The organism is Herbinix hemicellulosilytica, from assembly GCF_002904165.1.
GTDB classification, from domain to species: Bacteria; Bacillota; Clostridia; order Lachnospirales; family Lachnospiraceae; genus Mobilitalea; species Mobilitalea hemicellulosilytica.
In genome coordinates, this window is record NZ_CVTD020000010.1 from 164,590 (window position 1) to 187,081 (window position 22,492).

At 35.5% G+C, this 22,492-nt stretch carries 18 protein-coding genes; 13 read left to right on the forward strand and 5 right to left on the reverse strand.

Features of this window, described 5'->3' with window-relative positions; all coding sequences use genetic code 11:
• Positions 1-3 precede the first annotated feature (3 nt).
• The 6 genes from HHT355_RS04180 to HHT355_RS04205 all read left to right on the forward strand — a co-directional run bounded on the left by HHT355_RS04180 (position 4) and on the right by HHT355_RS04205 (position 8,637).
• Positions 4-849: an Mrp/NBP35 family ATP-binding protein gene (locus tag HHT355_RS04180; RefSeq protein ID WP_103202164.1), complete on the forward strand. Its 846-nt coding sequence runs from the start codon at positions 4-6 to the stop codon at positions 847-849.
• Positions 850-1,560: 711 nt separating this feature from the next.
• On the forward strand, positions 1,561-2,115 hold the full coding sequence (locus HHT355_RS04185) for a flavin reductase family protein (protein ID WP_103202165.1): 555 nt from the start codon (positions 1,561-1,563) through the stop codon (positions 2,113-2,115).
• A gap of 55 nt (positions 2,116-2,170) precedes the next feature.
• Positions 2,171-3,970: a beta-L-arabinofuranosidase domain-containing protein gene (locus tag HHT355_RS04190; protein ID WP_103202166.1), complete on the forward strand. Its 1,800-nt coding sequence runs from the start codon at positions 2,171-2,173 to the stop codon at positions 3,968-3,970.
• 89 nt (positions 3,971-4,059) lie between these two features.
• The gene (locus tag HHT355_RS04195) at positions 4,060-5,529 is read left to right on the forward strand and encodes an alpha-N-arabinofuranosidase (RefSeq protein ID WP_103202167.1); all 1,470 of its coding nucleotides are present in this window, start codon (positions 4,060-4,062) and stop codon (positions 5,527-5,529) included.
• 340 nt (positions 5,530-5,869) lie between these two features.
• Entirely contained in the window at positions 5,870-6,700 is an 831-nt protein-coding gene (locus tag HHT355_RS04200; RefSeq protein ID WP_242967527.1) for an exodeoxyribonuclease III, read from the forward strand.
• A 299-nt stretch (positions 6,701-6,999) separates the two neighbouring features.
• Positions 7,000-8,637 carry an EAL domain-containing protein gene (locus HHT355_RS04205; RefSeq protein ID WP_103202168.1) on the forward strand — a complete coding sequence of 546 codons (1,638 nt, stop codon included), beginning with the start codon at positions 7,000-7,002 and terminating at the stop codon, positions 8,635-8,637.
• Positions 8,638-8,801: 164 nt separating this feature from the next.
• Here the strand turns inward: HHT355_RS04205 and HHT355_RS04210 are convergent, their stop codons facing one another.
• The 3 genes from HHT355_RS04210 to HHT355_RS04220 all read right to left on the reverse strand — a co-directional run bounded on the left by HHT355_RS04210 (position 8,802) and on the right by HHT355_RS04220 (position 13,030).
• On the reverse strand, positions 8,802-9,590 hold the full coding sequence (locus HHT355_RS04210; protein WP_103202169.1) for a 5-deoxy-glucuronate isomerase: 789 nt from the start codon (positions 9,588-9,590) through the stop codon (positions 8,802-8,804).
• 367 nt (positions 9,591-9,957) lie between these two features.
• Complete coding sequence (locus HHT355_RS04215) at positions 9,958-11,511, reverse strand: response regulator transcription factor (protein WP_103202170.1); 1,554 nt, start codon at positions 11,509-11,511, stop codon at positions 9,958-9,960.
• Positions 11,492-13,030 (reverse strand): sensor histidine kinase, encoded by a 1,539-nt coding sequence (locus HHT355_RS04220; protein WP_103202171.1) that lies wholly within the window; start codon positions 13,028-13,030, stop codon positions 11,492-11,494. Before HHT355_RS04220 ends, HHT355_RS04215 begins: the two co-directional genes overlap by 20 nt.
• A 92-nt stretch (positions 13,031-13,122) precedes the next feature.
• On the opposite strand from HHT355_RS04220, the gene HHT355_RS04225 reads away from it, so the two are divergent.
• Together HHT355_RS04225 and HHT355_RS04230 are read left to right on the forward strand one after the other, a co-directional pair.
• Positions 13,123-13,935 (forward strand): transketolase, encoded by an 813-nt coding sequence (locus tag HHT355_RS04225; protein WP_103202172.1) that lies wholly within the window; start codon positions 13,123-13,125, stop codon positions 13,933-13,935.
• A 1-nt stretch (position 13,936) separates the two neighbouring features.
• Positions 13,937-14,926, forward strand: coding sequence for a transketolase family protein (locus HHT355_RS04230; protein ID WP_103202173.1), 990 nt, complete (start codon positions 13,937-13,939; stop codon positions 14,924-14,926).
• A gap of 92 nt (positions 14,927-15,018) precedes the next feature.
• On the opposite strand, the gene HHT355_RS04235 is transcribed toward HHT355_RS04230, so the two are convergent.
• Both HHT355_RS04235 and HHT355_RS04240 read right to left on the reverse strand, forming a co-directional pair.
• On the reverse strand, positions 15,019-16,338 hold the full coding sequence (locus HHT355_RS04235) for an IS1380 family transposase (RefSeq protein ID WP_103201687.1): 1,320 nt from the start codon (positions 16,336-16,338) through the stop codon (positions 15,019-15,021).
• 774 nt (positions 16,339-17,112) lie between these two features.
• Positions 17,113-17,304, reverse strand: coding sequence for a DUF6485 family protein (locus HHT355_RS04240; RefSeq protein WP_103202174.1), 192 nt, complete (start codon positions 17,302-17,304; stop codon positions 17,113-17,115).
• An 89-nt stretch (positions 17,305-17,393) separates the two neighbouring features.
• On the opposite strand from HHT355_RS04240, the gene HHT355_RS04245 reads away from it, so the two are divergent.
• From HHT355_RS04245 to HHT355_RS04265, 5 genes are all read left to right on the forward strand, one after another.
• A complete protein-coding gene (locus HHT355_RS04245; protein ID WP_103202175.1) occupies positions 17,394-18,551 on the forward strand; it encodes a metallophosphoesterase in 1,158 nt (385 codons plus the stop codon).
• 365 nt (positions 18,552-18,916) lie between these two features.
• Positions 18,917-19,852: an NAD(P)-dependent oxidoreductase gene (locus HHT355_RS04250; protein WP_103202176.1), complete on the forward strand. Its 936-nt coding sequence runs from the start codon at positions 18,917-18,919 to the stop codon at positions 19,850-19,852.
• A 344-nt stretch (positions 19,853-20,196) separates the two neighbouring features.
• A complete protein-coding gene (locus HHT355_RS04255; protein ID WP_242967529.1) occupies positions 20,197-20,802 on the forward strand; it encodes a phosphatase PAP2 family protein in 606 nt (201 codons plus the stop codon).
• Positions 20,774-21,811 (forward strand): lysylphosphatidylglycerol synthase transmembrane domain-containing protein, encoded by a 1,038-nt coding sequence (locus HHT355_RS04260; RefSeq protein WP_103202178.1) that lies wholly within the window; start codon positions 20,774-20,776, stop codon positions 21,809-21,811. The genes HHT355_RS04255 and HHT355_RS04260 overlap by 29 nt, the downstream gene beginning before the upstream one ends.
• Complete coding sequence (locus tag HHT355_RS04265; RefSeq protein ID WP_103202179.1) at positions 21,808-22,488, forward strand: CDP-alcohol phosphatidyltransferase family protein; 681 nt, start codon at positions 21,808-21,810, stop codon at positions 22,486-22,488. The genes HHT355_RS04260 and HHT355_RS04265 overlap by 4 nt, the downstream gene beginning before the upstream one ends.
• Positions 22,489-22,492 lie beyond the last annotated feature (4 nt).

Here is a 22,492-nt window from a genome sequence, read left to right on the forward strand (position 1 = left end):
ATTATGAGTGAAAATTGCAATAAAAGTTGTGAGAGCTGTTCTGCAGACTGCTCGGTAAGAAATAAGAAACATGATTTTCATGAAAATCCGCATGAATTAAGCAATATCAAAAAAGTTATAGGTATAGTCAGCGGCAAAGGTGGAGTTGGAAAGTCGCTTGTAACTTCCATGCTTGCGGTTACTATGAACAGACTAGGATATCATACGGCAATACTGGACGCAGACATTACCGGACCTTCTATACCTAAGGCGTTTGGAATAAAAGAAAAAGCAAAAGGTAATGCATTGGGTTTAAATCCTGTCAAAACAAAGACTGGTATAGATATTATGTCAGTGAATTTGCTTTTGAATAATGATACCGATCCAGTAGTCTGGAGAGGACCTATTATAAGCGGTGTAGTAAAGCAGTTTTGGACAGATGTTATCTGGAAAGATGTGGATTTTATGTTTATTGATATGCCTCCGGGGACCGGGGATGTACCGCTTACAGTATTCCAATCTATAGCCGTTGATGGAATAATCGTAGTTACCTCACCCCAGGAGCTGGTATCCATGATAGTTACAAAGGCAGTTAAGATGGCTGAAATGATGAACATTCCCATCATCGGTTTAGTAGAGAATATGTCATATTTTAAGTGTACGGATTGCGGCAAGGAGCATAAGATTTACGGTGACAGCCATATCGATGAAATAGCTAGTGAACACAATTTAAAAGTACTTGCCAAACTTCCGATAGATCCGAAAATATCAGCAGCTTGCGATAAAGGAATAATTGAGCTTTTTGAAGGCGATTGGTTTGACTCTGTGGCAAAAATACTTGAAGAAATAATGGATACTGATAAAAAGTAAATACATAAATCGTCTGATATTATTTGTGTATAAAAAACAGATATAATAAAAACATTAGCAAAACCCTTGTTATATTCTTAGGGAATATATCAAGGGTTTTTTTATATGTAATATATTGCGAATTAAAGAAAGAATTTTAAGTTGCAAGTGCAGTTGCTTTATAAGCTATTGATGAAGCGAGTTATATTACAGGACAGGTATTGATAATTTACGGTGCCTTAATATGCAATTAAATAAAAATATAAATGTAATAAATTAACATGTATATACTTGACAAATTTATACTAAAAATATTAAGTTTATTACTATAAAATAGAATTTCGGATGCTTTAAATAGTAAAAGGGATATACCGTTGAGTTTACGCTGTGGAAGATGATTAATTAAAATTAAGAAAGACATTTTGGAGAATCAAATTAAACAGGATAAGAATATAAGGTGTTTTTTTAAAGGGGAAAATAGTAGGAGGATACGTCTGTTACCCTTTAGCTTGTTTCCCGGTAAAAAAGAAATAAAAATATCTCAAAGACGTCTGACTAAACAGACGGTCTTTTTTTATATGAGTTTATTGTATAAAAAATATTTATTATAAATTGATAGATATGTTACGATTAGATATAATGTAAGAGAAAATGAAAATTATGTCAGGGTTATTTAATCTGAATTAAAATATATTATAATGAAAAATAAGCAGATTAGAAAAGGAGAGTATTATGAGCAGAGTAAATTTCGGTCCAAAACCGTATTTGTATCCTATGCCGGTGTTGATTATAGGAACTTATGATGAGAACGGTGTTCCCAATGCCATGAATGCAGCATGGGGAATTATAACCGATAGCAATGAAATTACAATCAGTTTGTCTGCAAATCATAAAACAGCTAAGAATTTGGCTATAACAAAGGCATTTACCGTAAGTATTGCAACAGAGGACATGGTTGTTCCTTGTGATTATGTGGGGGTAGTATCGGGAAACCAGGTACCTGATAAATTTGAGAAAGCAGGCTTTCATGCAATAAAGAGCCAATTTGTAAATGCTCCTCTGATCGATGAATTGCCCTTTGCACTTGAATGTAAGGTGAAAAGTTTTGAAGATGAAATTTTAGTTGGTAAGATTGTAAATGTCAATGCGGATGAGAGTATTTTAACTGACGGGAAAGTAGATCCCGATAAACTGAAACCTATCATATACGATCCTGTTAACCGTAATTACCTGGGATTTGGCAGGAAGGTAGGAAATGCTTATAATGACGGACTAAAACTAAAGTAATTGCAAAAACATCATAAAACCTTTATCAAACGAACATCATATGGAGGTATAATTAATGAAATATAATAATTTATCAAATGTCAGGCTGATACCGGGGTTATTTAAGGTTAGGCAAACAGTTAACAGAAATTATCTGATGAGTCTTTCAAGCCAGGCCTTGCTTCAGAGTTTTTATATTGAGGCCGGAATTATCATGCCCGGGCTTAGTGTTTTGGAAAACCCTGCAGAATGCGGCCTCCATTGGGGTTGGGAAGCTCCCATTTGCCAGTTGAGAGGGCATTTTCTGGGACACTGGATGTCTGCAGCTTCTATGCTGGTTGAGACGGAAAATGATTTGGAACTAAGAGGAAAACTGGAGTATATCGTATCCGAGCTTGCCAGATGCCAGGAAAGGAACCGTAACGGCTGGATCGGATCAATTCCTGAAAAATATTTTGATATACTGGAAACAGATGAATATATTTGGTCGCCTCAATATACTTTACATAAAACCCTGATGGGACTTTTGGATGCTTATAAGCATGCCGGTATCGGACAAGCCCTTGATATATTAAAGAAAGCTTCGGACTGGTATATAAACTGGATTTCCCGCATCCCAGCGGACAAACCATGGGTTGTTCTTAAGGGAGAATCGGGCGGTATGCTTGAAATCTGGGCTTCACTTTACGAAATTACAAAAGAAGATAAATATATGGATTTATGCAAGGCATACAGCGGATATTCTGTTTTTGAACAATTACTTAAGGGTGAGGATGCGTTAACAGACAAACATGCCAATGCAAGTATTCCTACAGCCCACGGAGCTGCTAAAATGTACGAAATAACCGGGGATAAAAAATGGCTTTCCATAGCCGAACTTTTCTGGAAATGCGCGGTCACAGACAGGCCTATGTATGCTACCGGTTCAGCAAATGCAGGTGAATTTTATATCGCTCCGGGTAAATTGTATCAGGCTTTAGGTGACAGAAACCAGGAATTTTGCACAATGTATAATACGGTAAGATTGGCTGATTACTTATATAGGTTCACCAGGAAAGCGGAATATCTGGACTATATCGAGATAGCTCTGTATAACGGTTTTTTAGCCCAGCAAAACAAACGGACGGGAATGCCAACTTATTTTCTTCCAATGAAACCAGGGTCAAGAAAAAAATGGGGAACACCCCGCAATGATTTTTGGTGTTGTCACGGAACCATGGTTCAGGCTCAGGCTTATTACCCGTATCTTTGCTATTATACAAAAGATAACGAAGTTACAGTGGCACAGTATATTCCCAGTCAGGCTTCTTTTAATCTGAACGGAAACAGTATAAAAATAACACAAAACGTATACATGACTTACGGCGGAGACTTTTTATTCAGTGAAGGAAAAAATGAAGGCAAGAACCGCTGGCAGTTTGAATTCCGGATAGAAAGTGACAGAGAGTTTGCGTTAAAGTTAAGAATTCCAAAGTGGCATCAAGGCGAAGTCTATATTTCGGTAAATGGAGAAAAAATTGCTTCAGATATAAATGACGGTTTTATCTGTATAAAGAGAAAATGGTCAGTTTCAGACCGGTTGGAGCTTAAATTTAATGCAAAACTTACCTTAGAAACATTGCCTGACAGGTCTGATAAGGCGGCTGTTATGGAAGGGCCTATTGTGCTTGCGGGAATCGACGAAAGGGATGAAGGCCTGAGGCTGGTAGACGGTAAAATATCAAAGACATTCGTACCGTTTATAGAACATACCTATGATGCTTTTCCGTGGCAGCAGTCGACGTACCGTACCGTAGGCCAAGGAAGAGAAATTACTTTTATGCCCTTATATGAAATAACTGATGAACCATACAACATTTACTATACAATCAAATAAGTAAAGAAAAAGGGTATAAATTTTGGTATCAATTTGATTTGTGACGGAGATCAAATACTAATTATAAAAAATCAAAAACGGAGGAGAATATGAAGAAAGTATCGGTTTTAATTAATGCAAAGGACACAATAGGAAAGATCAATTCTGAAATTTATGGGCATTTTTCGGAACATTTGGGAAGATGCATATATGACGGTATTTTTGTGGGTGAGGATTCGGATATTCCGAATATAAAAGGAATTCGTAAAGACATAATTGAAGCCTTTAGGAATATAAAACTTCCGGTCCTTCGCTGGCCGGGAGGCTGTTTTGCAGAAGATTACCACTGGAAGGACGGAATAGGGCCCAAAACTCAAAGAAAGAAAATAGTAAACACAAACTGGGGCGGAGTGGTTGAAGACAATTCATTCGGAACTCATGAATTTATGGAACTTTGCAGTCTTGTAGGCTGTAAGCCCTATATAAACTTAAATCTTGGTGCCGGCACGGTGGTGGAAATGGCGGAATGGATAGAATACATAACGTCCGACGCCGATTCGCCTATGGCCAATCTCAGGAGAAAAAACGGGCAGGATGAGCCCTGGAAACTGGAGTATATAGGCATAGGAAATGAAAATTGGGGCTGCGGCGGCAATATGCGGCCGGAATATTATGCCGATTTATACAGGCAATATCAGACATTCTGCAAAAACTATTCCGGCAACAAGTTATATAAAATAGCCTGCGGACCGAACTCTTCCGATTATAACTGGATGGAAGTAATGATGAAACGGCTTGATCCGAATGTTGTAAACGGTATTGATCTGCATTATTACACAATGCCGTACTTCCCTAATAAGGATTCAGCAACAAAATTTGATGATAAACAGTATTATGACACTATAGAAGCAGCTTATTTTGCCGATGAGCTTATTACCAAGCATACGGAAATCATGAACAGGTATGATCCGGAAAATAAAATAGGACTGATAATAGGCGAATGGGGCTGCTGGCATGAGGTGGAACCTGGAACAAATCCGGCATTTTTGTATCAGCAAAATACCATGAGAAATGCCCTGGTTGCTGCTATTGAGCTTAACATTTTCAATAACCACAGCAAACGGGTTGTCATGGCTAATCTTGCCCAGACCGTAAATGTACTCCAATCCATTATATTAACTGAAGGGGAACGTCTGGTTAAGACACCTACATATCATGTCTTTGATTTATATAAGGAACATCAGGACGCTACGGCGGTTTATTGTTTTGTTGAGGATGTTCGTGCCGGCCTTGACAAGCCTGTGAAAATGATTTCCGGTTCAGCTTCTGTAAAAGACGGGGCTATGACTATCACATTATCAAACTGCTCGCTTACTGAAGATGCAGAAATAGAATGTGACATTTCATATTTCAATTTTAAAAATGCAAGTGCTAAAATTCTTACAAACGATGCCCGTGCTTACAATGACTTTGATACACCGGATAGGGTTAATATTAGAGATTACCATATAAATAAAGCTGGTGATAATTTATCGTTTATTCTTCCTCCATGCTCGGTAATATCAATTCAATTGAATTAATAACAAAGCCTGTTTTAAAAAGTGCCGGAAAGAAATCAGCTTTTTCGGCACTTTTTAATATTTTTACTGTTGACATATCAAATAGATTTGATATACTAACAAAATAATAGTGATAATCATTACCATTTACTTTGATTGGTATAATTAACTTTAACATTTTGAACTGATATTATAAATGCTTTTTATATAAAGACTGAATATATATGATTTTTTTATAGTATTTTTATTAATGTTTTTTATAATATAATGTTAATTTATGCAGAAATATATATTTATTTGATTTATCGGATATGTTAGAATGGAGTAAATAAAGGCTTTAATCAGGAAAACAGGAGGAAAAATGTTGAGATTCATTTCATGGAATATTGATTCATTAAATGCGGCACTTACAGGTACTTCGGAACGGGCAATCCTTACTAAAAATGTTTTAGATACTATAAGAGAATATAAGCCTGACGTTTTAGCCTTACAGGAAACAAAATTGCCCTGTGACGGCCCGTCAAAAAAGCATATGGAGATTTTGAAGGAAAAGTTTTGTGGCTATGAATTTGTGTGGAATTGCTCGGTAGAGCCGGCTCGCAAAGGTTATGCCGGAACCATGTTTTTATATAAAAATAATTTAAGACCGGCCGTTACGATTCCTTCAATAGGAGCCCCGGGTACTATGGATTATGAGGGACGTATTATAACTTTGGAATTTGACGATTTCTTTTTAACTCAGGTTTATACTCCGAATGCAGGGGAAAATTTAAACCGACTTGAGGAACGTCAAATTTGGGATATTAAATTTGCGGAATATCTGGCAAGTCTGGATAAGGAAAAACCAGTTATTGCGACGGGAGATTTTAACGTAGCCCACAAAGAAATAGATTTGGCCCATCCTGAAAGCAATCACCGCTCTGCCGGATTTACCGATGAAGAACGTCAGGGCTTTACCAATTTGCTGGCAAAAGGGTTTACCGATACTTTTCGTTATCTGCACGGCGACGTTACGGGAGCTTATACATGGTGGGCCCAGCGGGTTAAAACAAGCAAAATAAATAATTCAGGATGGAGAATTGATTATTGGCTGGTAAGCGATCGGATAGCAGACAGGGTAATTAAATCTGAGATGATTGACTCCGGACCGAGACAGGATCATACTCCAATATTGCTTGAAATAGATTTGTAGACGATTTTTTTGAATGTGTAAAAAGTGTCATGTGTCATATTAAAAGGATAAATAATACTGATAATCTGGTCGACTGTCACATGGAGGCCAAGGGCTAATTATGCGGTTCAGGATCATTTTTATCCCTTGCTGTTTACAAAGGGAGATTCATATAAAAACGATAAAGTGAGTGTATTTAAAAAAATCCTGCTACTTGGGCTATAGAACGGGGTATATTAAAAATTAGTGCTTTTTATAACAAGTTCCGCCTTTTAATATGTTAATAATAATATTTGCTTACCTATGAAAGGAGTAAATTAATGCACTCTATTTTCGGTCGGTCAGATAAAAGCATCCGAATGAATTTAATTAAAATGTTTGTTATTTGTCTTATGATTGTTGCTGTTTTGCAAACGGTTTATCTAACAGGCGGAACAAAAAAAGCTTTTGTGCAGCTAATGTTTATTCCTATAATTTTGTCATCTCTTTTTTGGGGAGCTTATGCCGGTTTGGCGGTTGGAATTATCGGTGGGATTTTTGCGGGAACAATACCGTTAGATGTTTCTCAGGACATAATGCAGGATCCGATAAATTGGATTTCGCGTTCAATTATTTTTTCTATTATAGGATTTACAACCGGATATTTATTTGACAAAATTAACAGATTAAATGCTGAAAAACAGGAAAGAAATTTAAAGAGCCCTTTTTATAACCTTCCCAATGCCCAGCAGCTATTTTATGATTTAGAAAACAGAATTAAAGCGGGAGAGCATTTCAGGCTTGTATCTATAAAACTTACAAACCTGTATGAAATAGAAAAATATATAGATAATAAGCTGACGTTTGATATAGTAGAAAACCTGGCAAAGAAATTGGAACATTCTTGCGGGAGAAAAGCGGTTTACTCATATGAAAAAGATGAGCTGATAGTTCTTATATGTGATTTTTGCTTGAATGAGTATGAGGAAAAATTAAAACGGATACTGGACAATTATGTTTCTTCACCTATAAAAATGAACGGATATAAGTTCAGGGTATCAATAAAAGTCGGTATTTATTTATATAAAGGTGAGGAAACTACACCTATTGAAATATACAACAAAGCACGTATTGCTTACGAACAGGGAGAGCCGAATAAATCCGGAGTCTATTACTACGACAGAAATTTTGAAAAGAAAAGAAGAGAAAACCAGGATATTACAGGAGCGCTGCTTGAGTCTATAATAAAAAATGAAATGTATGTAGTTTATCAGCCTAAAATCGACATAGTAAATAATAAGATTTCAGGTGTCGAGGCTTTGGTAAGATGGAAAAGAAACGGTACTGATTATATTGAACCGAATATTTTCATTACCATTGCGGAAGAAATCGGGTTTATCAATAAAATTTCCGAGTTCGTTTTTAAGAGTGTAACCAAGCAGATTATGGAATGGAAAAGCAAAGGAATAAAAGTTAAGTGTTCAGTTAATGTATCTGTTTATGATTTGTTAGATGAATATTATACATATTGGGTAAATGGCATTTTTTCAGATGAAGATATTGACCGGTCGGATTTTGAAATTGAAATAACCGAAAGAGTCATAGCTTATAATGATAAGAAATTACTGGATAAAATGTATTATTTTAAAGAAAAGGGATTTTTAATATCTATTGATGATTTCGGAACCGGCTATAATTCGCTGATGAGTATCGGTGAAATTCCTTTTGATAAGCTGAAAATTGATAAATATTTTATCAGCAGGCTTAACAGAATAGAAGTAGCGGAATTGGTTAAATCTATAATTCAATATGCCCATACATTTGGCAAGATAGTTGTGGCCGAAGGAGTTGAAAATGAAGAGCAGATTAAAATACTCAAATCGTTTAATTGCGATGAGGTTCAGGGATATTACTTTAGCAAACCTTTAATGCCTGAAGAATTTGAAGAATTTTATTCAAAGTTTAATAAGCTGAGCTGAAAAATATGGTAATAATATATACCGACCCCCAAAGTTTTGAAATTTGGAGGTCGGTACATTTTGTGTAAATATCAGGTGTGTTATAGTATATATACAAAAGGGGGATTATAAAATAAGCAATCTTTTAATCAGCTAATGGTTTTATATTATAATACAAAATCAAATTAACGATATATAATAGGAGTTTCTACCATCCATAAATGATCAGGATCATCAATTCTGTCTGTCCAGGGATTATCCTCCAGATGACGGATCATCCAGGCAATATACATATTATATCCGGGTGCGGTTACCTGAGGATGGGTTTTTCCCGGTGTGATGGCACTGAAGCTTCCGTCTTTGATTTTAAATACATCGTCTCCCAGGAAACAGGCACCGAAACCCTGAGGTTTATCAAAACGGTAATAATAGACTTCCGGTTGTGGATGATGATGGGGAATATAACTTGACCATCCGCCCTGGAATGTAATCGATTCACCTAATACCATGTTGGAGTAGGGTGCGTTATTGTAGTCAAATGCGGTTCTGACTATCCGGCGGGCAGTACCATCGCAGAAATTTTCACCGACCAATACTTCCGAACAGTTTTCTGGAGTATAAAACACAGCGGGAAATTCCCTGTCGTTCTCAGTTGCCTCAACTAAAATTTCTGTATCGGCCGCTGCAGTTACGGTCACCTTTGTTCCCTTACATACATGAAGGCAGTATAGGCCTTCTTTAAACATATCGCTTCTTTTAACAGTTCTTGTTTCGCTGCCCCATTTGTATGTAACTTCACCTGTTACAAGGAGAATGGCCTGTTCTTCTTGCGTAAGATAAAATTCTTTTGATTCACCGGCACCCATCCTGTATACGGTAATATTCATCAACATATCCTTATACTGACCGTCGGTTGTTGTAAGAACTTTTTTGCCGGTTTCGTCAAAGACCGGATAGCCAAACTGATTATTCATATTCTCATCCTTTCTGTGATCTTCGGTTAATAATTTTAGAAACCATGAAATTATATAAATTTAAAATTATCTGCCTGATTTTCGTAGTATATATAAGATTTAGTTAATAACCATCTTAAATATCGACTTTAAAATAATATATCAACAGAAATAAATAAAACAATAAAAATATACTCAATATATAACATACATATCACCATAATACAAGTAAAATCCTGATGATAATTTAGCATTTTTTTTATATTTTAGTTTATATTATTAGATATATAAAACTATGATACAACCGTAATAAAAAACCTGCTGTGATTTTAAGCTTGTTTCGGCCACATAAGACTATTATGGCTGAAAAATCACAACAGGTTTTTATTTAAGATTTTTGGTGCATATTCTTATATTTAATCGGAGTAATTCCTGTAGATTTTTTAAATATTCTTGTAAAGTAATTCTGTGATGAAAAACCTACGGCTTCGGCTATCTGATTCATGGAGTAATCGGTTTCCTTTAGGAGTATTTTTGCATGCTTAAGCCTGATTTGTTCAACATAATCGCTAAAGGACATATTCATTTCTTTTTTAAATAGCTGGCTTAAATAGGAGCTGTTTAAGTAAACATAGTTAGCTACTTTATCAAGGGTAAGTTTGTTCATATAATTATCCTCGATATACTGAAGGGCAGCTTGTATAGCCGATGATCTGCCGGATAATTTTGCTTGCGTAAAGCTGCAATACTCATTCAAAAATTCATTGGTTTTTTCAATTAAATCTTTATATGTTTTGGAACTGCTTATATTTTCCTGCAGGCTATCCAGTTTTTCTACAATTAGTTGCTCAGAAGACTTAATTATTATATCACCGGAAAGTAGTATTCTTAGTGCGCCTCTTACGGCGGATATTAACTTCGATGGAGTAAGCTGCCTCTTATATGCATCCTCCATATAAATTATGATTTCCCGTGCAATTTTATTATAGTCTCCAAATTCCAGGTATTTTTGAATAAGCTGGTACAAAGCCGTCTTATTGGAATGCTGCTCCGTATCAATAACCGGTTTATTGCTTTTTGTGCCGTAGAAAATACAGAAGCGTATAGTTTCAAGCCCGGAATCAATAAGTATCTTTAGAGATTTATTCGCTTTATAAGGAAGGAGGATACTGTCACCCAATTGTAAGTGTTCAAGGCCCGATAATCTACTGTTTAAAATGGTTATAAGTTTCTGGTATTCTTCTTCCTGATTTTCAGGTATGTTGCTGGAAGAATTATAAAGAATAGCAAAATATTCATTTTCAATCGGAAAAGATACCCCATTATAATTATTGGCAAGAAAAGTATCCATGGTTATAGAGGCAATCCTTTCATCGGATTTGTCGTCTTTATTGGATACCGTAAAGACAATAATCATAAGGTTTTCACAGGTCAGATTTGGATGTAATTTTTTTAAAAATGATTCTAAATCCGTTATAAGTTCATTTTTAACATATTCTTTATAAAGGGCGATTAATCCGGAAATGTCGTGGCCAATTTTATTATTTTCTGAAGAATATTTTTTCTCCAAATCAATACTGTTTTTAACTTTGGCAAACAACTGCGTCAAATCCTCTAATTTCATTTCAGGTTTCAGTATGTAATCTAGAGCTCCGGCTTTTAATGCGCTTTTTACATAACTGAAATCGTCATAGGAACTAAGAACGCAAAAACGGATCGAAGGAAATTCATTTTTTAGTTCGGTAATTAAATCTAAGCCGTTTAATACCGGCATCTTTATATCCGTTATAACCAGCTCAATTGGGGTATTTCTGCAGATTTCCAAAGCTTCACCGCCGTTGGAAGCTTCGTAAATGGTAGTATCTATATTTTTAATCTGCTGCATCAATATTTTCAGCCAGTTACGGATCAGTAAATCATCATCAACTATGAGAATATTCATTATATATGAATTCCTCCTCTATTTTGGGGATGTTAACAGTTATTTTTGTAAAGGATCCGGGCTCACTTTCAATTTTTAATCCGTATTCGTCACCGAAAGTAAGTTTTATTCGATCTTTTACGTTATGCAGACCGATACCGGTCCTGTTTGTTTTATTTATACCTGCATCAAGGTCAATACCGACACCGTTGTCAAATATTTCGAAGTAAATATTGTTTTCTCTAGCATAACCCTTTATAGATAAGTAGCCGTTTTCGTTTTTAGGCTTTAAACCGTGCATAAAGGAATTTTCAACCAAAGGCTGAAGTATTAATTTGATTGTTTTGCAATTAAGAATCTCTTCGTCAATATCAATCTCAACCTTGACGGTATTTGAAAAGGTGAATTTTTGAATAAATATATAATCTTCCAGAATGCTGATTTCTTTTTGGATACTAATAAATTCTTTAGTATCGGACAAACTGTATCTTAAAATCCGTATCAATGAAAGAATAATATTATCGACATCTTCCTTTTTTTCAGTATAAATCAAATATCTTATCGATGCCAGAGTATTATATAGGAAGTGGGGATTTATTTGAGTCTGAAGGCTGATAAGTTCTGCTTGCCTTTTTGCTTCCTGTTCATTAACCAGGTTTTCCATCAGTTGTCTTATCCTTCCTATCATAGAATTAAACTGCTCGGACAAATAACCGATTTCATCCCTTGATAAGACAGGAACGTTAACATCAAGATTATTGGCTTTTACCTTTTCCATATGCTGATATAAAACCTGTATCGGCTTTGTAAATTTGGAAAGGAACAGTGAACAGAGTATGAGAGTAATGACAAAGTAAACCACTATAACCATTAGATACAGAAATTTTATCGAATCAAATTTGGACAATAAGTAATTCTGATCATTTAACAAGAAGATTTTCCAATTGCTAGTTTTTATTGTATAATGATTCATCAAAAGCTCTTGACCGTTTACTTTTTCCACGATATTGCTGCCGGTATAGTTATGCATATTGTTGTAAACAAAACCGGGTAGTTCATTAAGATTCAGGTTGTCAATAGCGGATATTAGATTGCTTCGGGAATCCAGGATAAATATACTGGAATAATCGTTAACATAACCGGAATATAATTTCCGTAATTCGTTCTCGGATAAACCTAAAACCAGGATTCCGGTTTTAGTCCATGTTTCCCTATCCTGGAGTTCTCTTATCAAATAAATGAAATCTTGGCCGGCGGTAGTAAAAATATTATCAAGTACCTCATCTTTTTGCCATAATATATAGGAAGGTCTGTCTGAAAGCTTTTTATACCAGTTCTGTTCGGTAATATTAATCATATCCGCTTTATGTATCAAAGTAGCATCTCCCAAGACTTCACCTCTGTTGGTAAATATAACGGAATCAAAATTAATGTTACTTATACCGGAATTGTATTTATTAAGAATTTTATTTACCTGGTCTCTATTGGGCTTTATATAAGGATTTTGATTATATTCGGATATGTTATCGAAACGGGACATATCGTAACAAGCGGATCCGCAAAAGATCTGATAAATGATGAAACCATACAGGCAAGTTATCTTGGTAAAAAATAATCGGTATGGAGGGTAAAATGGATATAGCATATTTAAAAGAAAAATGTAATCAAATAAGGATAGATACTTTAAAAGAAATCCATGTGGCAGGGTCAGGTCATCCCGGAGGGTCCTTATCTATGACAGAAATTATCGTATCTCTGTATTATTACAAAATGAAAATCACTCCGAAAAATCCGCTTGATCCTTTAAGAGACCGCTTTGTACTTTCAAAAGGGCACGCGGCACCGATTTACTATGCTGTATTGGCAGACAAAGGTTTTTTTGACAAAGAACTTTTATGGACTCTGCGAAAGCTTCACAGCCCTTTGCAGGGACATCCCGACAAAAAGAAACTTCCAGGTGTTGACGCATCAACCGGTTCTTTGGGCCAGGGTGTATCAATTGCAACAGGTATGGCTTTGGCTGCAAAAATGCAAGGAAACGGTGTAAACGTATATGCGGTATTGGGCGACGGAGAACTGCAGGAAGGTTTGGTTTGGGAAGCTGCTATGGCTGCAGGCCATTATAAACTGGACAATTTAACCGTTATAGTAGACAATAACGGTTTACAGATAGACGGTTCATGCGATCAGGTTATGAGTCTGCTTGATATCGGCAAGAAATATGAATCCTTTGGCTTTACGGTTTACGATGTTAAAGACGGTAATGATCTGGAGCAGGTAATAGAGGCGCTTGATGCTCCGTCTTACGGAAAACCTAAATGTATTGTAGCCCATACTGTAAAGGGCAAAGGAGTATCCTTCATGGAAAATTCAGTGGGCTGGCACGGCAAAGGACTGAATGATGAGGAACTAAATAAGGCTTTAGCGGAATTGGGAGGTAAATAATATGGCAGATTTAATAGCAACCAGAGAAGCATACGGACAAGCTATTGCTAAACTGGGAGAAGTCAATGAGAAAATCGTCGTGATGGATGCAGATTTGTCTCATGCGACCATGACCTGTTATTTTGCGGACAAATTTCCGGACAGGTTTTTTAACGCAGGAATTGCGGAAGCCAATATGACATGTATGTCAGTAGGGTTTGCAGATGCAGGTTTTATTCCCTTTGTCAGCACATTCGCAATATTTGGAACAGGAAGAGCCTATGAAATGGTTAGAAACTCAATTTGTTATCCGCATATGAATGTGAAATTGGCTATGACCCATGCCGGCATCTCTTTAGGAGGCGATGGGGGCAGCCATGAAACCATAGAAGATATTGCCCTGATGCGTGTTCTGCCCGGTATGACGGTTTTAGTCCCCTGCGATGCCAACGAAACGTATAAAGCTGTCGAAGCTGCTGCAAAAATAGACGGTCCTGTTTATATAAGGCTTGCAAGAATGGCAACCAAAGTATTTGATGATATGCCTTTTGAAGTAGGCAAAGCCAATGTTTTAAAAGACGGAAAAGATGCGGTGATATTTGCCTGCGGTACAATGGTAGAGTGTGCATTTGAGGCAGCAAAAAAATTGGCAGAGGACGGTTTAGATGTGGCAATCGTTAATATCCATACCATAAAGCCGATTGATAAAGATACAATAAAGACATATGCCGCTAAATGCAAAAATGTAATAACACTTGAAGAGCATTCCGTAATCGGCGGACTGGGAGATGCCGTAGCTGAAGTGCTTTTGGAAGAGGGTGGTTACAGAATAAAGAAACTGGGTGTACAGGACGAGTTCGGACAATCCGGAACACCGGAGGAATTACTTAAAGAATACCGCCTTGATCCTGAAAGTGTTTATCAGGATATTATTAAACCTGAATTATTCATGAGGGTAAAAAATCATAGATTTACCCATGGAATTATTACGACAGTTCATTTCCGAGGATAAATTTTTATGAAAGTTATTCACAAAAGGGTATAATATCCCCTTGGTTTATCCACATTTTAAATTTCTTGAACTGTCAAGGTACATTTTATATATCATTCAAGCTTTGGCAGAAGCCGTATGTTTTTCAATGTCTCATAAAACTCATTTTTATAAGGACAGCTACTGCATAGCTTGAATGTTATATACCTCGCTGAATGCACTATTTTGGCGGCAACCTTCAACAACTTCAGGCGAATGGTATCAACTTGCAGCTTTCTCATTCTTGCCGGAAGTACCAAACGCCTAAACCAGTTAAATATATTATATGCCAATACGGATATCTGCAGCCGGTTTTCATTTATCACCATACTGTAGCTTGGCATGGTGTCCATATCAAATCCTCTTTTGGATTCTTTTATGAAGTTCTCCATCTTGCCACGGTTACAGTAAAAATGAATGATATCCTCAGCTTTCATATACATATTGGTTACAATAAAGGTATGCATATATACAAGCTGGCCTGCCGGTTTTTCTGCCTTTACAACAACTCTTCTCGGATAGGACCAGCTGGATGCTGCATAATGGATTTCACCATATACTACTGCATAGTCAACTTTATTATTAGCAGTAAGTTCGTCAAGCTCCTTATCCAGATATGCAGCCATCTCCTTTAAGATGGCATTTTCCTTCAGCCTGATTGCATAGGATGTACCGTTGCTTTCCAACTGTTCAAACAGCTCAGGTTTTGCAAATCCGCTGTCAGCACGAAGAAAAAGCTTTACATCAGGATAATCCTCCTGATATTCGGTAAGTAAAGGCTGAAGAAATTCGCAGCAATCCGTAGAGGAATATACATTTCCCGGCCTTAAGGCAGCTTTTAGCAGGTCGCCGGTAAGCCCGTCATAACACATTAGTGCATGGTAACCATAATTGGAATAATGATAATTATATCCACTGCCTTCCTGTTTACCGAAGGTATCAAAAAGAGTGGAATCAATATCCAACAAAACCATCTCAGGCCTTTTGATGGAATAAATCCTTTGTCTAAGAAGGTAAAGTATCCAGTCAAGCTGCATCAAAGTAACATCATCCATGCGGTTAAAGAACCGGGACATGGTAGGCTGGGAGGCCAATGCTTGTTTGCCAAGTATATTTGTAAAAACCGGGTCATCAGTCAGCTCATCCGAGTCATCATCAGAAAAGTAACCGGATATCTGCTGGTAAATTTTTTGCAACAGGTTATCAGCATCCGTATGGATACGAATTGTTTTGTCCTTGGTCTGAAAATGTTGCTTAACAAGCGGCTTAAGACCAATTTTGTGAATGAATTCATTAAGTAACAGCAAACCTGCATCGGAAGATAAATCGCCGCCGTGAAAATTTATTTTAAATTTACTATTGCTTTCTAAGTGAAGTGCATTTAAACTAGACATAAGGGTTTCTCCTTTGCTGATTTGTATGTTTGGTAAACTTCATTTTAGCAAAGCTGAGACCCTTTTTCTATAGTTCAGTTTCACTTTTTAAGTGAAAGCAATAAGAAGATAAAAACATAGTAATTATGCAGTGCCAGGCACTGTTGTATATGTTACGATGAATAATTCAGGTTAAATTTTTAAAATAGAAAATATGTAGATAAAGCTAAGTTTTAAATCAGATTATACATAATATAATTCAAATTCTGATATATAGATATTTCAATTTAATAGGTACAGCAAATATAAATATTTGTTTAAAGAGCATCGGATATAAGTAAGGGATCTCCTAGCTGCTTATACGATGTTCTTTTTTTATTAGACTATTATAATGAAATAGGAATATTTAAATATCTGATTGCGATATGGTAATATATGTTTAATTTCTCGTCATATCAAATCTGTTTTATTCCGCGATTTATTAATGTACTAAAATTATTTCTGGATAAAACTATTTTGAACGACTAGTTATTTCATAAGTTAAATGGAATGTTATTCTTTCTCATCATTTTTATTGCGGAATGTTGACATAGAACGGAAGAATATTTGTGGTAAAAACTGTGAGGGGATAAGAGGTGAAAAGGTTTGATATAAGTGACATATTCTAATAGACAAGTGTCAGATTATATAATAAAATTATGTCAAAATTAAGAAACATGGATATTGTAAATGTTATTCAAATAATAAAAAGTGGGAACATTTATTATATCCCCACTTAAGATAAGTTGTTATAAGTTAACGATATTGCTTAAAATCATTGTAGAGATTTTCAATTGACCTGTCATAAGTTTTCTCGCCGGCTTTGGAAAAGAAACATCCCGGTACTTCCCCGCTTTTGCGGTGATAGGCGACACATTCGCAGCATTTGCCATGGCGGGAACAGGAAATATATGTACAGGTGCAATGAATGGAATTGTTACAAGCCATTATAAACCCTCCATAAGATTTTGATATATTAATTATACTAAAAATCTTAATTTACATCAATAAACCAATAGCGGAAAGGAAGATACTTAATGTCTGCAGCAGCTATGTTTTTTGGCACTGCAATTATGTTATTGGTGCTGATAGGAACTAACAGTTATATTGCTTTAAGAATATATCAGGGCGTTAAATGTATTATCCCGCAAATAAGTGCAGCAATTTTTTTCATCATTGGTTTATTTCTTGTTATTCCGTTTATCCTTGGGTTTTTACGTTCACAGTTACCGCTTCCGGCATCGGTAAAAAACACTCTGGGAGTTATAAGTTCATATTGGATGGGAATTTTTCTGTATCTGCTTTTCTACTTCGTTGTGGCAGATGCGGTAATACTGCTGTTAAGAATAACTAAGGTAATGTCCGGACCTGTGCCGCAAAATACATATATTATTTCAGGGTTACTGGTAATTTTGGCAACTATCGTAACGGTCGGATATGGTCTTTATAATGCAGGCCGTATAAAGCATGTTTATTATGAAATCATCCTTGAAGAAAAAATTATGCCGTCAGAACTAAAAATAGCTTTAATAAGTGATTTGCATTTGGGAGCATTAAAATCCGAGAAGCGCCTTGGGAAAATTGTCAGAGATATCAATGACTTAGAGCCGGATATAGTTTGTATAACAGGTGATATTTTTGATAATGACTTTTATGCTATACATAACCCTAATGAAGCTAAGAATCTGCTTAAGAGTATTAAATCAAGATATGGGGTATATGCGTGTCTCGGAAATCATGATGCCGGAAAAACAATAAATAAAATGTTGAATTTTCTGAAACGCAGCAACATACGGGTACTAAATGACGAGTATGTTGTCATTGATGATAGGGTAGTCTTAGTCGGAAGGCTTGATCCTTCCCCAATCGGAGGGTTTGGGGATATGAAACGTAAAGATATGGAAGATGTGATAACAGGGGTGGATAAGAGTTTTCCCGTTATTGTTATGGATCATAATCCCGCAAACATAGGTGAATACGAAAATAAAGCGGATTTGGTTTTGTCGGGGCATACCCACAGAGGGCAAGTATTTCCTGGCAAATTGGTTACTTGGGCTATGTATGTAGTCGATTACGGTTACTATAGAAAAGACGGCAATAATCCTCATGTCATAGTCACATCAGGTGCAGGGACATGGGGACTGCCTATGCGGGTGGGGTCTAATTGTGAAATTGTCAGTATTAAGTTACGGTAGTTGAAAAAATTATTTTTATATCTGCATACAAAAATTTTGAGGTTTGTGTTAAAGAGTTTTCTGTACCTCAATCAGGTAATTATAATACAGCAAAAACCAGGAAGTAATGGAATTGGGAAAAACCACTTTTTGTAAATTTACTAAAATTTAAGCCAGTAAATTAACTGATTATAGGATTATAATTAGGTAAGGAAGGAAAAATGAGGCTAATTTTTTTGGGTACGTCGGCGGCAACTTCATTTCCTTTGGCATTTTGCAAATGTAAAGTTATTTTTTACGGAACCGGATAGTACACCAGCAAACTCTCACTAAAAAGACCTCCTCTCATATACTAAATCTATGAAGTTATAAGAGGAGGTTTTATAATGAATATAGAACCGAAACCTATGAAGTTATTACTTACCGGAGCTTTTACTTATACATCTGATCAAATTAAAGAGCTGGAAAAGTTAGTGGGAGAAGTAGTTTTTATTCAGGATGAGAGAGAAGATATAAATATAGACGTATCGGATATAGACATAGTGGTCTGTAACGGTTTGTTTTTGTATCACCCTATTGAGAATTTCAAGCAGCTTAAATTTATCCAGCTTACGAGTGCAGGTTTTGATAAAGTACCTATGGATTATATAAAATCTTCAAACATAAAAGCGGAAAATGCCAAAGGAGTATACAGCATCCCGATGGCAGAATGGGCAGTATTAATGATTTTGCAATTTTACAAAAAAAGCAGAACATTTTACAGGCAGCAACTAAATCGCCAGTGGATAAAACAAAGAGATCTCCTGGAATTGAGCGATAAAACGGCAGTAATACTTGGATTTGGCAGTGTCGGAAAAGAAATTGCAAAAAGATTACGTGCCTTCGGTTTATATATAATTGGAATTGATTTAACCGTTATGGAATCAAATTTAACCGATGAATTCTATTCCTTCGATAAACTAGACAGTGTATTAGGCAGAGCTGATATTTTAATATTGTCACTGCCTGTCACAAATGAAACTTTTCATTTAATAAACGAAAAAAGATTATCATGCCTAAAAACTTCCTGCTTATTGATCAATTTATCAAGAGGGGCTTTGATCGATGAATATGCTTTGATTAAAGCCTTACAAGACAATAAATTATATGGGGCAGCACTAGATGTTTTTGAAAACGAACCGTTAAGCCCTGAAAGTCCTTTATGGAGCTTTGAAAATGTAATAATAACTCCCCACAACTCTTTTATTTCCGACAAAATATCAAATCGTATGTATAACCTTATTTTAGAAAATATAAAAAAATATATTAGGTCAAACCTGTGACCTTCGGTGTGATTTCTTATCCAATATTAAACCAGGCCGGTACATGAAGTGAAAAAATACTTAATCAATTATTATTTCTATAAAGCTGGCTATAATTTTGTCAAAAGGCAGCTTCTTTCGTGGTATAATTTGACGTTGGAATCAATAATATTGAAGTTTATGTAAGTTTTTGTTATATTTATGACAATACAGAAATAAGGCTTTGGGATATTACTATGAGTAAATTAAAAATTAAACAAAGATACGGAAAAACATTTGGTTTATGGATACCGGAATATGGTTTTTTTTCACTTATTGCATGTTTTTTTATAAATTGCTTTGTTTATTGGGGAACGCAAATTTTAATGAAAGATAAATATCATTATGATCTTACTTCATGGCTGGATAGCAAAATACCCTTTGTTAAAGAATGGGTTATAATCTATCTCGGATGCTATGTATTTTGGGCAGTAAATTATATTCTGACAAGCCGTGAAGGTAAAGAACAATGGTTTCGATTTGCATTTGCCGATATATTGGCCAAACTGATTTGCGGAATCCTTTTTATAGTCTTACCGACAACAAATGTACGTCCATCTGTAACCGGTAATGATATATTTAGTATCTTAATGAGGTTTGTTTATTACGTTGATATGCCAGTTAATCTTTTTCCATCTTTGCACTGTCTGATGAGCTGGTTTTGCTTTATAGGCATAAGGAAGAGCAAAAGGGTTCCACTTTGGTATAAGTTTTTTTCCTGCGGATTTGCGATTTTGGTGTGTTTATCAACACAATTTACAAAACAGCATTACCTTATAGATGCGGCCGGAGGTATAATACTTGCCGAGCTTTGTTACTTTTTTGCAAATCATACTCAAACATACTTGTATTTTATGAAAATGTTTATTATTATAAATCAAAAGATTTTTGGAGACGACTTGTATGATGAGCGGACGGAAAATTTTGGCTAACTTGATATTTTTTATTATAATTTTTTCTATTAGTTTTTATTACATATTTAATAATCAGGATTTAAGCGGCATAATAGAGACTATTAAAGATGCAAATACCATATATTGGTTTGCGGCAATTATATTTGTAATCTTTTTTATCTGCAATGAATCGATTATAATATTTTATATGATGCATTCAATTAAGCATAAAGTAAAATTGTCCCATTGTATTTTATATTCCTTTGCCGGGTTTTTCTTTAGCTGTATAACGCCGTCGGCAACGGGAGGACAACCTGCCCAGATTTATCTGATGAAAAAAGATAAGATTCCCTTACCTATATCAACTTTGATATTAATGATTGTCACCATAACATACAAAATGGTTTTAATTATTTTGGGAACGATTGTCCTTATTTTTAGGCCCCAAAAAATAATCGGATATCTGGAGCCGGTTATTGGTTTGTGCTATTTGGGATTATTAATAAATGTGGTATTTGTAGCTTTTATGCTGGTGCTTGTATTTCATCCGACACTTGCAAAAAAGCAACTTACATTTTTAGTAGAGCTTTCAGGTAAGTTACGGTTAATCCGTAAAAAAGAGAAATATCAGGCTAAAATAGAAACGGCAATGGAGCAATATAAGGATGTAGCTTGTTATTTTCGAACACATAAAATAGTAACAATTAATGTTCTTATACTAACGATAATTCAGAGATTAATGATATTTTATGTAACCTATCTTACATATAGGTCGTTCGGACTTAAAGGATCCGGTTTTATAACTATTGTACTTTTACAAGGAATGATTTCTGTTGCGGTTGATATGCTTCCCCTTCCCGGAGGGATGGGAATTAGTGAAAAGATGTTTTTGTCGATTTTTGACTCTATTTTTGGAAGTATGACACTTCCGGCTATGGTAGTAAGCAGGGGGCTTAGTTTTTACACAGAACTTATTCTAAGTGCCATATTTACGGTAGTAGCATTTTTTACCATCGGAAGAAAAAAAGAAAGGGAAATGCGGATATGATAGGGTTTTATGATTATACTGTAGTACTTACATATGTAAGTTTAATGTTTTCAGTTTTCGGAATCACTCAGGCAATAAACGGGAGATTTAGAGTAGCTATTGTTTGTTTGGCATTGTCGGGCCTTTGCGATATGTTGGACGGCAAAGTGGCCAGGACTAAGAAAAATAGGACCTTTGACCAGAAATTATTCGGTGTTCAGATAGATTCCTTATGTGATGTGGTTTGTTTTGGCCTTTTTCCGACGATACTTTGCTTTATCTTAGGTGTAAGAGGAATTCTTGGCGGTATTGTTATAGGATATTATTGTGTGTGTTCAGTAATAAGGCTTGCATATTTTAATGTCCTTGAGACAAACAGGCAGATGAAGGAGGACGGTGCCAATAAATATTATCACGGACTTCCCATAACTTCTATAACAATAATCCTGCCCATTATATTTCTTTTTAGTTTTATTATTTCTGAGAATGCATTCAGATGGGTTTTGCTTGCTATGCTTTTCATTGTAGCCACATTGTTTATAACCGATTTCAAATTAAAAAAACCGTCGAATAAACAGCTTATTGCCATGGTTATGATTGTGGCTGCAATAGTATCGGTTATTCTTCTGTATTCAAATTATCGAATTAAACATAAGGTAGTTAAAGAAAAAGCTTTGATTGAAGAATTATTCGAATAGGAGG

Excerpts from the sequence above, each read along its gene's own strand:
- HHT355_RS04235 (WP_103201687.1), bottom strand. The coding sequence starts at position 16,338 with ATGTCTAGTTTAAATGCACTTCACTTAGAAAGCAATAGTAAATTTAAA.
- HHT355_RS04190 (WP_103202166.1), top strand. The coding sequence starts at position 2,171 with ATGAAATATAATAATTTATCAAATGTCAGGCTGATACCGGGGTTATTT.
- HHT355_RS04205 (WP_103202168.1), top strand. The coding sequence starts at position 7,000 with ATGCACTCTATTTTCGGTCGGTCAGATAAAAGCATCCGAATGAATTTA.
- HHT355_RS04220 (WP_103202171.1), bottom strand. The coding sequence starts at position 13,030 with ATGTCCCGTTTCGATAACATATCCGAATATAATCAAAATCCTTATATA.
- HHT355_RS04215 (WP_103202170.1), bottom strand. The coding sequence starts at position 11,511 with ATGAATATTCTCATAGTTGATGATGATTTACTGATCCGTAACTGGCTG.
- HHT355_RS04265 (WP_103202179.1), top strand. The coding sequence starts at position 21,808 with ATGATAGGGTTTTATGATTATACTGTAGTACTTACATATGTAAGTTTA.
- HHT355_RS04240 (WP_103202174.1), bottom strand. The coding sequence starts at position 17,304 with ATGGCTTGTAACAATTCCATTCATTGCACCTGTACATATATTTCCTGT.
- HHT355_RS04225 (WP_103202172.1), top strand. The coding sequence starts at position 13,123 with ATGGATATAGCATATTTAAAAGAAAAATGTAATCAAATAAGGATAGAT.
- HHT355_RS04255 (WP_242967529.1), top strand. The coding sequence starts at position 20,197 with ATGAAAGATAAATATCATTATGATCTTACTTCATGGCTGGATAGCAAA.
- HHT355_RS04250 (WP_103202176.1), top strand. The coding sequence starts at position 18,917 with ATGAATATAGAACCGAAACCTATGAAGTTATTACTTACCGGAGCTTTT.
- HHT355_RS04185 (WP_103202165.1), top strand. The coding sequence starts at position 1,561 with ATGAGCAGAGTAAATTTCGGTCCAAAACCGTATTTGTATCCTATGCCG.
- HHT355_RS04200 (WP_242967527.1), top strand. The coding sequence starts at position 5,870 with ATGTTGAGATTCATTTCATGGAATATTGATTCATTAAATGCGGCACTT.
- HHT355_RS04260 (WP_103202178.1), top strand. The coding sequence starts at position 20,774 with ATGATGAGCGGACGGAAAATTTTGGCTAACTTGATATTTTTTATTATA.
- HHT355_RS04195 (WP_103202167.1), top strand. The coding sequence starts at position 4,060 with ATGAAGAAAGTATCGGTTTTAATTAATGCAAAGGACACAATAGGAAAG.
- HHT355_RS04230 (WP_103202173.1), top strand. The coding sequence starts at position 13,937 with ATGGCAGATTTAATAGCAACCAGAGAAGCATACGGACAAGCTATTGCT.
- HHT355_RS04245 (WP_103202175.1), top strand. The coding sequence starts at position 17,394 with ATGTCTGCAGCAGCTATGTTTTTTGGCACTGCAATTATGTTATTGGTG.
- HHT355_RS04180 (WP_103202164.1), top strand. The coding sequence starts at position 4 with ATGAGTGAAAATTGCAATAAAAGTTGTGAGAGCTGTTCTGCAGACTGC.
- HHT355_RS04210 (WP_103202169.1), bottom strand. The coding sequence starts at position 9,590 with ATGAATAATCAGTTTGGCTATCCGGTCTTTGACGAAACCGGCAAAAAA.